The following is a 12,850-nucleotide window of genomic DNA, read 5'->3' on the forward strand; positions in this document are numbered from 1 at the left end:
AGAGGGGTCCCCATGTCCCATCGCCATGCGGACGAACCGGCGCCAACCGAGCTCGCCGGCGCCGATCCCGACGTGGTTTTCATGGAGGCGGCCCTGGCGGAGGCGCGCCGAGCCCTGGATCTCGGCGAGGTTCCCGTCGGGGCCGTCGCGGTCCACGAAGGTCGGGTCATCGCCCGCGGCCACAACCTGCGCGAGCGCTTGGGCGATCCCACGGCCCATGCCGAGATCCTCGTGCTGCGTCAGGCGGCGGCGAGGCTCGGCAACTGGCGCCTGGAGGGGGTCACGCTCTACGTGACCCTTGAGCCGTGCCCGATGTGTGCGGGGGCCGTCGTCCTGGCCCGGGTGGCGCGGCTCGTGTACGGGGCGCCGGATCCCAAGGCCGGCGCGGCCGGCAGCTTGATGAACCTGGTGCAGCATGATAGACTGAATCACCGAGTCGAGCTGCGCGGCGGGGTGCTGGCGGACGCCAGCGCCGCGTTGCTCCGGGGCTTCTTCCGCGGGCTGCGCGGTTGAGGCCAGGAGGCTCGGCGTACGGAAGGGTGCCGGAGTGGCTGAACGGGGCGGTCTCGAAAACCGTTGTGGGCGCAAGCCCACCGTGGGTTCGAATCCCACCCCTTCCGCACGCGCCCGGCACGGCACCCTGCCGGCCGGGCGCCTTTGTCGTCGAGGGGATCGCCTCCGGGGCCGCTGGCGACGACGCCGGTCGGCATGGCGGAGGCAAGGACGACCCGCGCGGTGACGGCGCGGCGGCACGCTGCGTCGAGGGTGCGCGGGAGCCGGTTCGTCCGACGGGGAGACGCGACGGCTGTCACGACGCCGTGTCGGCGGGGAAGGGTGGCCGAGCGGCTTAAGGCACACGCCTGGAGAGCGTGTGTGGGCGCAAGCCCACCGTGGGTTCGAATCCCACCCCTTCCGCCCTTGCCGTCTTGAGGCGAACCTTTTGCCCTTTCTCACCTTGCCGCGATATGGGGATTGGGCCGTGCTAGACGGGGAGGTAGCGGTGCCCTGTACCCGCAATCCGCTACAGCGGGGTCGAATTCCCATCCGAGGCGCTCGCGGTCGGGGTCAGCACCGGACACGGGGCGTTGAGGGCCCGGTCCCGCGCAACGCGGACTCGTGAACCCCGCCAGGCCCGGAAGGGAGCAACGGTAAGCGAGCCACCGCGTGTGCCGCGGGGCAGCCGGACCGGAGCCCACGGTTCGGCCGGCGCCCGGGTGCGGGTGTCGACGATGGGTGCACGGCCACCTTTGCGGGAGGGGCGACGGCGGATCCGCTACCGCCGTCGCCCCTCCCGTGCTTCGGGCCGGCTCCGCCGCCCGGATCGCCGGTCGCGGGACGTACGACGGGGGGAGGGGTGCAGCCCACGCCGGTGGCGTCGGGGCCGGTGGCGTCGGGCCGGGGCGGCCCCGGGTCGCGGTCCCGGGCGCGCGTGGCGGCTCCGGTGCGCCAGGAGGACCGCGCCTGGAGGGCGGTCGGCGCCTCGGGATGGCGCGTGCGGGTGGCTGCGCGGCCGGCTGCGCGACCGCGCTCGGCGAGCGATGGATCGGGGGTTGGGGATCCCCGGCCATGGCGGGCAGAGGGCTGCCGTCCCGACGGCATCCCGAGCTCGCGGCGGGGAGGGTCTCGCTTGAGCCAGCCCTACCAGGCCTTGTATCGCACCTGGCGACCGCAGCGGTTCGACGGCGTGGTGGGACAGCAACACGTCGTCCGCACGCTGGCCAACGCCTTGCGCACCGGCCGGGTCGCCCACGCCTACCTGTTCGCGGGGCCCCGCGGCACGGGGAAGACCTCCGTCGCCAAGCTCCTGGCCAAGGCCGTCAACTGCCTCGCGCCCGATGGGGTCGAACCCTGCAACCGGTGCGACGTGTGCCGCGAGATCAACGACGGCTCGACCATGGACGTGCTGGAGATCGACGCCGCCTCCAACCGCGGCATCGACGAGATCCGGGAGCTGCGGGAGCGCGTGCGGTACGCCCCGGCCCGGGCGCGGTACAAGGTCTACATCATCGACGAGGTCCACATGCTCACCACGGAGGCGTTCAACGCGCTGCTGAAGACGCTGGAGGAGCCGCCCGCCCACGCGATCTTCATCCTGGCGACCACGGAGCCCCATCGCCTGCCGGCGACCATCGTCTCCCGCTGCCAGCGCTTCGACTTCCATCGCCTGACCCCCGAGCAGATCGTGCAACGACTCCAGGCGGTCTGCGACGCCATGGGGGTGGAGGCCGAGCCCGCGGCCCTGCGGCTGGTGGCGCGCCTGGCTGAAGGAGGCCTGCGGGACGCCCTGAGCTTGCTCGACCAATGCCTGGCCATGGTCGGCGATCGCCTGGAGGCGTCCGCCGTCGTCGACCTGCTGGGGCTGGCGCCGGGGGAGGGCATCCTGGCCCTCTGCCGCGCGGTGGTCGAGGGCGATGTGGGGGCGGGCCTGCGCGCCGTGGCCGATCTCTCCTCCCGCGGGGTCGACCTGGCCCAGGCGCTGAGGGATTGGATGGCCTGCTGGCGGGACCTCTTGGCCCTGCGATCCGGCCTCGGCGCCGAGCACCTGCTCTACGCCGGGCCCGACCTGGCGGAGGCCTTGGCGTCGTTGGCCAGCAGCCTCGACGACGAGACGGCCCTGGCCTGCTTCGATGCCCTGTCCGAGGGGGAGTCCCTGCTGCGGTGGACCGGGCAGCCGCGGCTGGCGCTGGAGGCGGCCCTGATCCGGGCCGTGGGCGAACGGTCCGCCCGCGCGGCCGGTTCGTCCCCGGAGGTCGCAGCGGAGGGGGCGCACCGCGAGCCGTCGGCCGCGGGGGCGCCGAGCGGCCGGGACCAGCAGGGCAGGACCGGAGCCGATGCGGCCGGAGCCGAGGACGGCCCGCGGCCGGTGGTCCCGTCGGGGGATGCCGGGCCGATCGCGCCGGACCGGGAGGGAACGGGAGCCGGAGGGGCGGACGATGCGCCGGCGGCCGTCCTCGCCGCGCGGTGGCAGGCCTTCTTGAGGTCGCTGCGACGGCGGCGGGAGTGGACGGCGCTGCACGCGCTGCTGCGCACGGCGGGCCAGCCCCGGGCGGCGGGCGATGTGTTGGAGCTTCCCTTTGCCCAGCCCGGCATGGCGCGAACGGCGGAGGTGAAGGTGCCCCAGCTGCGCCGAGCCATCGAGGCCTTTCTGGGGACTCCGGTCCCAGTGCGGGTGATCGTCGAGGCGGGCGGGTCGGACGTCCGCGGCGGAAGCGGCGGTGGCCAGGGAGCGGCGTCGCCGGCGGGCGGTGCGGCGGCGGGGCCATCCCCCCGCGCGGCGGCCGATGCGCAGCGCCCGCGAGCCCCGGCGGCGGGCGAGCCACGGGATGGGGGCGACCGCCGGCGCGGGGAGCGGAGCCCGGGGGACGAGCCGGGTGACGACCCCGGGGACCGGGGCGAGCCGGCCGGCGCGACGGCGCCCCCGCCGCAGGATGCCAACGGGGGGCAGGAGCCCACGCCGCCGACGCCGGGAGCGGCGGCGCAAGGGGCTGCTCCGCCGGCATCCGCGGCGTCCGGGGATCGGGACGCAGGAGGCCGTGGCAAGGCGGCGCCGACGGCCTCGGCCGAGCCGGCGCGCCGCGGCGTGGGCGTCCCGGCCCCCGCGTCCGGGGGCGATGCACCGCGACCGGCGACCGGGGCTGCCGCCCCGGGGATGGCCGCCGACGCCCGGGAGACCGCGCCGGCGGCGGCCGACGACGGGCCGGCCGGCGGGGGCGCCTCCATGGAACGCCGGCGCGAGCCGGACCCACCGGACCTGGACGACGTGCAGAAGGCGGCGTGGGAACTGTTCGGCGGGCAATGGATCCCCGTGAAGGAGGAGTGGCGGCGTGAGCTTCGGCCCCATGGGCAACGTGGGCAAGATGCTGAAACAGCTTGAGAAGGTGCAGCAGGAGATGGCTCGCCTGCAGGAGGAGCTGGCACGGCGGGAGGTCGAGGCCACGGCGGGCGGGGGCATGGTCAAGGCCGTGGTCAACGGCCAGCAGGAGCTGGTGCGGCTGGAGATCGCCCGGGAGGCCGTCGACCCCGACGACGTGGAACTCTTGCAGGACATGATCGTCGCCGCGGTCAACGAGGCGAACCGCAAGGCCCAGGAGCTGGTCCAGGCGGAGATGGCCCGGGTGACCGGGGGGCTCAAGTGGCCCAAGCTGCCCGGCTTCCCGGGCCGCTGAGGGGCGGGATGCCGCCGTGGAGCACGCGCCGGCCTTTGCCCGGCTGATCGCCGAGCTGGAGAAGCTGCCGGGCATCGGTCCCAAGACGGCCCAGCGCCTGGCGTACCACCTGCTCTTCCGCCCCCAGGAGGAGGTGCGCGCCCTGGCCGAGGCCATGGTCCGGGCGCGGGCCAGCGTCCGGTACTGCAGCGTGTGCTTCAATCTGACCGATCGCGACCCGTGTGCGGTGTGCCGCGACCCCGGCCGCGACGCTCGGCTGATCTGCGTGGTCGAGCAGCCGCGGGACGTGGTGGCCATGGAGCGAACCCGGGAGTATCGCGGCCGCTATCACGTGCTGCACGGGGTGATCTCGCCCGTCGATGGCGTCGGTCCCGAGCAGCTGCGGGTGCGCGAACTGCTGGCCCGTCTCCAGGCGGACCCTCCGGTCGAAGAGGTGATCCTGGCCACCAACCCGACGGTGGAGGGGGAGGCGACGGCGCTCTACCTGGCGCGCCTGATCAAGCCCCTCGGGATCCGCGTCACGCGCATCGCCCGGGGCGTACCCGAGGGCGGCGACCTGGAATACGTCGACGAGCTCACGCTGACCCGGGCGCTGCAGGGGCGCCAGGCCCTGTAGCCGACCCGGCCCGCCGCGCATAAACCCCATGCCATGGGTCCATCTTCCCTGGTGCCGGTCGCTGGCCTCCCAGGGGCGGTTCAACAACCCTGGCCTCCCGCATACCGATGGGACAGGGGTGCGATGCCCCGAACCCCGCAGGCCGGCAAGGGGCGTGGGATCCCATGCGTGTGGAATGGGGGCGGATCTGGCGGCGGCGGTGGCCTCTCCGCTGGCGACGCCTGGCCACCCGAGACGGGGACGAACCGGCCTCCCGGGGCAGGGCCCCCGCGCGGATCCTGGCTGCCGACCCGGGCCGACCGGGGCCCACGACGGCGCCCCGGCCCCAACAGGGGCGGGCGCCCGGTGCCGCCAGCGCCCCGGAGGCTGCGTCCGCCACCGCCGCGGAGCCGGCTGGTCCGGCCGACGGCGACTTCGACTGGGTGGCCGCCATCGACCAGGCGCGCCGCGACTGGGAGCAGGCGCGCCGCTACTTCGAGTGCGTGACGGATCGCGATCTGGTGGACCAGGCGATCCACCTGGTGCTGGCGGCGGAGAAGCGCTACGCCTATTTGCTGAAACAGGCCCGCCTGCGCGGGATCCGCGGGCTCCCACCCCGACCCGACGCGGACGACGGTCGGCGGGCGGTGCCATGACCCCGGCCGGGCGGTCCCAGAAGGCGGGGTGAGGGCCATCGCCACGGAGGGCGCGTGGGCTGTCGCCGGCGTGGCCGCGGTCGTGGTGGGTGCGCTGGTGTGGCGGCTCGTCGGCGCGTCGACGGCCGGGGAGGCCGTGGCGCGGCTGGTGGGCGACCTGCTGGTGGGCACGGGCTGGATCCTGGCGCTGAACGTGCTCTTGGCCCTCCTGGGTGCGCACGTGGGCTGGAACCCCGCCACCGCGTGGCTGGCCGGAAGCCTGGGGCTCCCGGGAGCGATCGCCTTGGCGTTGGTGGCGGTCATGGCCCGCTGGCGACCCTGAGGGTCGCCGCCTCCCTCGTCCTCGCCCTTCCTTGACGCTGCCCAAGGGCTCTGCTACGATACGGCCGCCCCGCGGGGCGACCGATGCCGGTCGCAGGGCCGGGAGGAGCGCGGGCGACTGCCGGGTGGGTCGTCCCTGCGCCCCGGGCGCCGGTGCGCCGGTTCGTCCGCGGGAGCATTCCGCGTGGCGAGGAGGCCGTCCGATGTCCCAGCCGGTGCGGGTTCGGTATGCGCCGTCGCCGACGGGCTACCTCCACATCGGGGGCGTCCGCACCATCCTCTTCAACTGGCTGTTCGCGCGCAAGCACGGCGGCCGTTTCATCCTGCGCTTCGAGGACACGGATCCGGAGCGGTCCCGGGACGAGCTCATCGCGCCCATGTTGGAGAGCATCCGCTGGTTGGGCCTGGACTGGGACGAGGGGCCGGACGTCGGCGGACCCTACGGGCCGTACCGGCAGTCGCAACGGCTCGACCTCTACCGGGAGACGCTGGACCGCCTGCTCGCCGCGGGCAAGGCTTACCTCTGCTACTGCACCCCCGAGGAGCTGGCGGCGGAACGGGAGCGGGCGCGGGCAGCGGGCCGGCCTGCCGTCTACAGCGGTCGCTGTCGGCACCTCACCCCCGCGGAGCGCCGGCGGTTCGAGGCCGAGGGCCGCCGGCCGGCGGTGCGCCTGCGGGTGCCCGAGGGTGGGCAGGTCGTGGTCCACGACCTCGTCAAGGGCGAGGTCGCCTTCGACGTCGCCCAGATCGGCGACTTCATCATCGCCCGCGCCGACGGCATGCCGGTCTACAACTTCGCCGTGGTGGTCGACGACCACCACATGGCGATCAGCCACGTCATCCGGGGGGACGAGCACCTCTCCAACACCCCGAAGCAGCTGCTGGTCTATCGTGCCCTGGGGTGGGAGCCGCCGCAGTTCGCCCACGTCCCGATGATCCTGGCCCCGGATCGCACCAAGCTCAGCAAGCGCCACGGTGCGGTGGCGGTCGACGAGTACCGGCGGCAGGGATTCCTCCCGGAGGCGATCCTGAACTACGTCGCGCTGTTGGGCTGGTCGCCGGGGGACGACCGGGAGATCCTCTCCCTGGACGAGATGATCCGGCTGTTCGACTTCGACCGGGTGTCCCGCACCGCGGCCATCTACGACGTCGAGAAGATGGCGTGGATGAACGGGCACTATCTGCGCGCGGCGGACCTGGACCGGGTGGTGGACCTGGTCATCCCGCGCCTGCAGGAGGCCGGTCTGCTCCAGGGGACGCCCGAGGGGGACGAGCGCCGGCGGCTGCGGGCCATCGTGGACGCCGTGCGCCAGCGCGTCCGCACCCTGGGGGAGCTGGTCGAGGCCAGCCGGTACTTCTTCGCCGACTTCGCCGACTACGAAGAGGCCGGGGTTCGCAAGCACTTCGACCGCGACGACGCGATCCCGATCCTCGAGGCCGTGGCAGAGACCCTGTCGCGGGTGGAGCCGTGGACCCAGGCCGCCATCGAACAGGCGCTGCGCGGTCTTGCCGAACGCATGGGCGTGGGCACGGGCCGCATCTTCCATCCGACGCGTCTGGCGGTGTCGGGGCGGACCGTGGGGCCGGGGGTGTTCGACGTCATTTGTTGGGTCGGGCGCGATCGCTGCCTGGCGCGCATCCACCGCGCGATCGAGTGGATCCGCCAGCGGCGCGCCGCCCGCGGCGCGACGCCCGCGCCCGGACCGGCGGGCACGGGGGCAGCGGGCGGCCGGGGCTGAGCTGCGGTTGTATCCCGGCGGCGACCGTGCTATAATGCGACGTGCGCCCGCGAGATACCGGTCCGAGGGACGGCCTCCGGGCGCGCCGGAGTCGAGCGTAAGCGAGCGACGGTGGGGATTGGGGTAACGGCAGCCCGCCAGGTTCTGGCCCTGGTAGTCCAGGTTCGAATCCTGGATCCCCAGCAGTGCCCCGTTCGTCTAGCGGCCTAGGATACCGCCCTCTCACGGCGGAGACACCGGTTCGAGTCCGGTACGGGGCACCGCGGCGCCCGGAACGTCGATTCCGGGCGTTGCCTCTGCAGCCGCCTTCCGGGTCGGCCCGCGGCGCGGCCGCGAGGGTTGACGGCAGGCGGGGCGGCTGCTAGGATAACGATCCGCCGGCGCCATCCGCGCCGGGCGCACCTGGTCCTTGAAAAGGGAGTGGCGTGTGGAGAGGCAGGCCTTGCGAGCCGGAGGTCTCACTCTGCGGGGCCTGGGCGCGGGGGAGCGCTTGGGTCCTGGTGGGGTGAGGCGCGGACGACGCGGGGAGCCGGAGGCTCTTCTGCGGGATGGGTGAGCATTCCGGAGGAGAGTTTGATCCTGGCTCAGGACGAACGCTGGCGGCGTGCCTAAGACATGCAAGTCGAGCGGGGAGATTGGGGAGCTTGCTCTCCGGTCTCCTAGCGGCGGACGGGTGAGTAACACGTGGGTAACCTGCCCGGCAGTGGGGGATAACCCTGGGAAACTGGGGCTAATACCGCATACGGTCCGCGCTCCGCATGGGGTGTGGAGGAAAGGCCGCTGGAGAGGCGGTCGCTGCCGGAGGGGCCCGCGGCCCATCAGCTGGTTGGTGGGGTAACGGCCCACCAAGGCGACGACGGGTAGCCGGCCTGAGAGGGTGGTCGGCCACACGGGGACTGAGACACGGCCCCGACTCCTACGGGAGGCAGCAGTCGGGAATCTTGCGCAATGGGCGAAAGCCTGACGCAGCGACGCCGCGTGGGGGAGGAAGCCCTTCGGGGTGTAAACCCCTGTCGTCCGGGACGAAGGTCGGGGGTGAGGAGCCCTCGGCTGACGGTACCGGAAGAGGAAGCCCCGGCTAACTACGTGCCAGCAGCCGCGGTAAGACGTAGGGGGCGAGCGTTGTCCGGAATCACTGGGCGTAAAGGGCTCGTAGGCGGCCTGGCAAGTCGGATGTGAAAGGCCCCGGCTCAACCGGGGAGGTGCATTCGAAACTGCCGGGCTTGAGGGCAGGAGAGGGCAGCGGAATTCCCGGTGGAGCGGTGAAATGCGTAGAGATCGGGAGGAACACCAGTGGCGAAGGCGGCTGCCTGGCCTGGCCCTGACGCTGAGGCGCGACAGCGTGGGGAGCGAACGGGATTAGATACCCCGGTAGTCCACGCCGTAAACGATGGGTGCTAGGTGTGGGAGGTATCGACCCCTTCCGTGCCGGAGCTAACGCACTAAGCACCCCGCCTGGGGAGTACGGCCGCAAGGCTGAAACTCAAAGGAATTGACGGGGGCCCGCACAAGCGGTGGAGCATGTGGTTTAATTCGAAGCTACGCGAAGAACCTTACCTGGGCTTGACATCACCGCGAACCTGGCCGAAAGGCTGGGGTGCCCCTTTGGGGAGCGCGGTGACAGGTGCTGCATGGTTGTCGTCAGCTCGTGTCGTGAGATGTTGGGTTAAGTCCCGCAACGAGCGCAACCCCCGCCCTGTGTTGCCAGCGGTTCGGCCGGGCACTCACAGGGGACTGCCGGTGACAAACCGGAGGAAGGTGGGGATGACGTCAAATCATCATGGCCCTTATGCCCAGGGCTACACACGTGCTACAATGGCCGGTACAACGGGTTGCGAACCCGCGAGGGGGAGCCAATCCCTAAAAGCCGGTCCCAGTTCGGATCGCAGGCTGCAACTCGCCTGCGTGAAGCCGGAATCGCTAGTAATCGCGGATCAGCATGCCGCGGTGAATACGTTCCCGGGCCTTGTACACACCGCCCGTCACACCACGGGAGCCGGCAACACCCGAAGCCGGTGGCCCAACCCCGCCGGAAGGGGTGGGGCTTGGCGGGGGCGCGAAGTCCCAGCCCTTCCGGTGGGGAGGGAGCCGTCGAAGGTGGGGCCGGTGACTGGGGTGAAGTCGTAACAAGGTAGCCCTACGGGAACGTGGGGCTGGATCACCTCCTTTCTAAGGAGTGCCGGACCGGGGCCCGCCCCGGTCCCCTCCAGGTCGATCCTGCCTCGAGGAAACGCGCCGCTCCCTTCTCAAGGACCAGGGCGCCCCACGGCGCCGGGTTTTGCACCTTGACAACGGCATAGGGAAGGGGCGTGTGGATGGGGAGGCGTGCCTGCTCGCGGGGCGGCGGTTGGCGCTGCGGCGGGCGGGTGGCGCGCGGGATGAAGGTAGGAAGGGCACACGGTGGATGCCTCGGCGCGAAGGGCCGATGAAGGGCGTGGTAAGCTGCGAAAAGCCTCGGGGAGCCGCAAGCAGGCGTCGATCCGGGGATGCCCGAATGGGGGAACCCGGCGGGGGGAATGCCCCGTCATCCCGGGCTGAATCCATAGGTCCGGGAGGGGAACCGCGGGAACTGAAACATCTTAGTACCGCGAGGAAAAGAAATCAACCGAGATTCCCCGAGTAGCGGCGAGCGAAAGGGGAGGAGCCCAAACCCGGGCGGTGGGAAAGGCTGCCACCGTTGCCGTCCGGGGGTTGTGGGGCGCACGAGCGGGGCTTGGCAGGGCCCCGGCGGAGTGAGCAAACCGCGGGCTAGCCGAACGGGCCTGGAAGGGCCGGCCGGAGAGGGTAAGAGCCCCGTAGGCGAAAGTTCGCGGTCTCCGTTGGTGCGTGCCCGAGTACCACGGGGCACGTGGAACCCCGTGGGAAGCTGGGGGGACCACCCTCCAAGGCTAAATACCCGAGCGACCGATAGCGCACGAGTACCGTGAGGGAAAGGTGAAAAGCACCCCGGGAGGGGAGTGAAAGAGAACCTGAAACCGTGTGCCTACAGGCAGTCGGAGGGGCGGAGGCCCTGACGGCGTGCCTATTGAAGAATGAGCCGGCGAGTGACCGTCTGCAGCGAGGTTAAGGGCCGCAGGTCCGGAGCCGGAGGGAAACCGAGTCCGAAGAGGGCGCGAGTTGCAGGCGGTCGACCCGAAACCGGGTGATCTACCCATGGCCAGGGTGAAGCGCGGGTAAGACCGCGTGGAGGCCCGAACCAGGTTGGTGTTGAAAAACCATCGGATGAGCTGTGGGTAGGGGTGAAATGCCAAGCGAACCCGGAGATAGCTGGTTCTCCCCGAAACCACTTGAGGGTGGGCCTTCCGGGCTGACGCGCGGGGGTAGAGCACTGCTTGGGCTAGGGGCCTTCCCGGGTTACCGAACTCAGGCAAACTCCGAATACCGCGCGGTGCACCGGGGGAGTTAGAGCACGAGGGATAAACTTCGTGCTCGAGAGGGGAACAGCCCAGACCACCAGCTAAGGCCCCCAAGTCCGTGCTCAGTGGGAAAGGATGTGGGGTCGCGAAGACAACCAGGATGTTGGCTTAGAAGCAGCCATCATTGAAAGAGTGCGTAATAGCTCACTGGTCGAGCGACCCTGCGCCGAAAATGACCCGGGGCTGAAGCACGGCGCCGAAGCTGTGGACGGGCGCAGGCCCGTGGTAGGGGAGCGTTGCCTGGGCGGCGAAGGTCGGCCGTGAGGTCGGCTGGAGCGCAGGCAAGTGAGAATGCCGGCATGAGTAGCGAAAAGGCCGGTGAGAATCCGGCCCGCCGAAAGCCCAAGGGTTCCTGAGCAAGGCTCGTCCGCTCAGGGTTAGTCGGGACCTAAGCCGAGGCCGCAAGGCGTAGGCGATGGGCAACCGGTTCATATTCCGGTACCACCGCGAAGCCGCTATGAGCGATGGGGGGACGCAGGAGGGTAGGTACCGCCGGCCGCTGGAGAGGGCCGGTGCAAGCGGGTAGGGAGCCCCGGGAGGCAAATCCCCCGGGGAGTCCCGAGACGCGATGCCGAGCCCCCTCGGGGGCGAAGGGGCCGATCCCCCACTGCCGAGAAAAGCCTCTAGCCAGGCTTCCGGTGCCCGTACCCGAAACCGACACAGGTGGGCGAGGCGAGAAGCCTCAGGCGCGCGGGAAAACCCTCGCTAAGGAACTCGGCAAATTGACCCCGTAACTTCGGGAGAAGGGGTGCCCCCTGAGGTGAAGGCCCTGGCGGCCGGAGCCTTGGGGGGTCGCAGAGAGCAGGCCCAGGCGACTGTTTATCAAAAACACAGGTCCCTGCGAAGCCGAAAGGCGCAGTATAGGGGCTGACGCCTGCCCGGTGCTGGAAGGTTAAGGGGAGGGGTGAGGGCGCAAGCCCGAGCTCCGAACCGAAGCCCCAGTAAACGGCGGCCGTAACTATAACGGTCCTAAGGTAGCGAAATTCCTTGTCGGGTAAGTTCCGACCCGCACGAAAGGCGTAACGACCTGGGCACTGTCTCGGCGAGGGGCCCGGTGAAATTGAGCGGCCCGTGAAGACGCGGGCGACCCGCAGCTGGACGGAAAGACCCCGTGGAGCTTGACTGCAACCTGTCATTGAACGTCGGCCGGCCATGTATAGGATAGGTGGGAGGCTGCGAACCCGGGCCGCCAGGTTCGGGGGAGCCGACGGTGGAATACCACCCTTGGACGGCGGGCGTTCTAACCGCGGCCCGTCAGCCGGGTCCGGGACCGTGGCAGGTGGGCAGTTTGACTGGGGCGGTCGCCTCCTAAAAGGTAACGGAGGCGCCCAAAGGTACCCTCAGCACGGTTGGAAATCGTGCGCGGAGTGCAAAGGCACAAGGGTGCTTGACTGCGAGACCGACGGGTCGAGCAGGGGCGAAAGCCGGGCTTAGTGATCTTACGGTCCTGGGTGGAAGGGCCGTGACTCAACGGATAAAAGCTACCCCGGGGATAACAGGCTGATCTCCCCCAAGAGTCCACATCGACGGGGAGGTTTGGCACCTCGATGTCGGCTCATCGCATCCTGGGGCCGCAGCCGGTCCCAAGGGTTGGGCTGTTCGCCCATTAAAGCGGTACGTGAGCTGGGTTCAGAACGTCGTGAGACAGTTCGGTCCCTATCCACTGCGGGCGCAGGAGACTTGAGGGGAGCCTTCCCTAGTACGAGAGGACCGGGAAGGACCGACCGCTGGTATCCCAGTTGTCCCGCCCGGGGCACGGCTGGAACGCCATGTCGGGACCGGATAAGCGCTGAAAGCATCTAAGCGCGAAGCCGACCCCAAGATGAGGTCTCCCATCCCGCCAAGGGAGTAAGACCCCTGGTAGACCACCAGGTCGATAGGCCGGGCGTGTAAGGACCGCAAGGTCTTCAGCGACCCGGTCCTAATCGGTCGAGGCCTTCACCCGCCAACCCACCCC

General features: G+C 70.7%; 7 protein-coding genes, 4 tRNA genes, 2 rRNA genes and 1 other RNA gene. All 14 read left to right on the forward strand.

What is annotated here, in order from left to right; all coding sequences use genetic code 11:
* Window positions 1-12 precede the first annotated feature (12 nt).
* The 14 genes from tadA (at window position 13) to E1B22_RS03885 (ending at window position 12,838) form a co-directional block, all read left to right on the forward strand.
* Complete coding sequence (tadA, locus tag E1B22_RS03820; RefSeq protein ID WP_135224631.1) at window positions 13-513, forward strand: tRNA adenosine(34) deaminase TadA; 501 nt, start codon at window positions 13-15, stop codon at window positions 511-513.
* A gap of 20 nt (window positions 514-533) precedes the next feature.
* Window positions 534-620, forward strand: a tRNA-Ser gene (locus E1B22_RS03825).
* A gap of 208 nt (window positions 621-828) precedes the next feature.
* Window positions 829-915: transfer RNA gene (locus tag E1B22_RS03830), tRNA-Ser, on the forward strand.
* Between the two features lie 62 nt (window positions 916-977).
* An RNA gene (ffs, locus tag E1B22_RS03835) (signal recognition particle sRNA large type) lies at window positions 978-1,241 on the forward strand.
* 386 nt (window positions 1,242-1,627) lie between these two features.
* Window positions 1,628-3,874: a DNA polymerase III subunit gamma/tau gene (gene dnaX, locus E1B22_RS03840; protein WP_135224632.1), complete on the forward strand. Its 2,247-nt coding sequence runs from the start codon at window positions 1,628-1,630 to the stop codon at window positions 3,872-3,874.
* Window positions 3,840-4,166: a YbaB/EbfC family nucleoid-associated protein gene (locus E1B22_RS03845; RefSeq protein ID WP_167758944.1), complete on the forward strand. Its 327-nt coding sequence runs from the start codon at window positions 3,840-3,842 to the stop codon at window positions 4,164-4,166. Before dnaX ends, E1B22_RS03845 begins: the two co-directional genes overlap by 35 nt.
* Window positions 4,167-4,182: 16 nt before the next feature.
* Window positions 4,183-4,782 carry a recombination mediator RecR gene (gene recR / locus E1B22_RS03850; RefSeq protein ID WP_135224634.1) on the forward strand — a complete coding sequence of 200 codons (600 nt, stop codon included), beginning with the start codon at window positions 4,183-4,185 and terminating at the stop codon, window positions 4,780-4,782.
* A 164-nt stretch (window positions 4,783-4,946) separates the two neighbouring features.
* Window positions 4,947-5,417, forward strand: coding sequence for a YaaL family protein (locus E1B22_RS03855; RefSeq protein WP_135224635.1), 471 nt, complete (start codon window positions 4,947-4,949; stop codon window positions 5,415-5,417).
* Between the two features lie 28 nt (window positions 5,418-5,445).
* Complete coding sequence (locus E1B22_RS03860; RefSeq protein ID WP_135224636.1) at window positions 5,446-5,739, forward strand: pro-sigmaK processing inhibitor BofA family protein; 294 nt, start codon at window positions 5,446-5,448, stop codon at window positions 5,737-5,739.
* A 202-nt stretch (window positions 5,740-5,941) separates the two neighbouring features.
* Window positions 5,942-7,477, forward strand: a complete 1,536-nt coding sequence (gltX, locus tag E1B22_RS03865) for a glutamate--tRNA ligase (RefSeq protein WP_135224637.1) — start codon at window positions 5,942-5,944, stop codon at window positions 7,475-7,477.
* A 112-nt stretch (window positions 7,478-7,589) separates the two neighbouring features.
* Window positions 7,590-7,660 (forward strand) — tRNA-Gln (locus tag E1B22_RS03870).
* Between the two features lie 4 nt (window positions 7,661-7,664).
* Window positions 7,665-7,737, forward strand: a tRNA-Glu gene (locus E1B22_RS03875).
* Between the two features lie 301 nt (window positions 7,738-8,038).
* Window positions 8,039-9,646: ribosomal RNA gene (locus E1B22_RS03880) — 16S ribosomal RNA — on the forward strand.
* Between the two features lie 208 nt (window positions 9,647-9,854).
* Window positions 9,855-12,838 (forward strand): 23S ribosomal RNA (locus E1B22_RS03885).
* The 16S and 23S rRNA genes sit together here with 2 tRNA genes alongside, the layout of an rRNA operon.
* The last annotated feature ends 12 nt before the right edge of the window (window positions 12,839-12,850 follow it).

This window comes from Thermaerobacter sp. FW80 (assembly GCF_004634385.1).
Taxonomy (GTDB): domain Bacteria; phylum Bacillota; class Sulfobacillia; order Thermaerobacterales; family Thermaerobacteraceae; genus Thermaerobacter; species Thermaerobacter composti.

Excerpts from the sequence above, each read along its gene's own strand:
- tadA (WP_135224631.1), top strand. The coding sequence starts at position 13 with ATGTCCCATCGCCATGCGGACGAACCGGCGCCAACCGAGCTCGCCGGC.
- E1B22_RS03845 (WP_167758944.1), top strand. The coding sequence starts at position 3,840 with ATGGGCAACGTGGGCAAGATGCTGAAACAGCTTGAGAAGGTGCAGCAG.
- E1B22_RS03855 (WP_135224635.1), top strand. The coding sequence starts at position 4,947 with ATGCGTGTGGAATGGGGGCGGATCTGGCGGCGGCGGTGGCCTCTCCGC.
- gltX (WP_135224637.1), top strand. The coding sequence starts at position 5,942 with ATGTCCCAGCCGGTGCGGGTTCGGTATGCGCCGTCGCCGACGGGCTAC.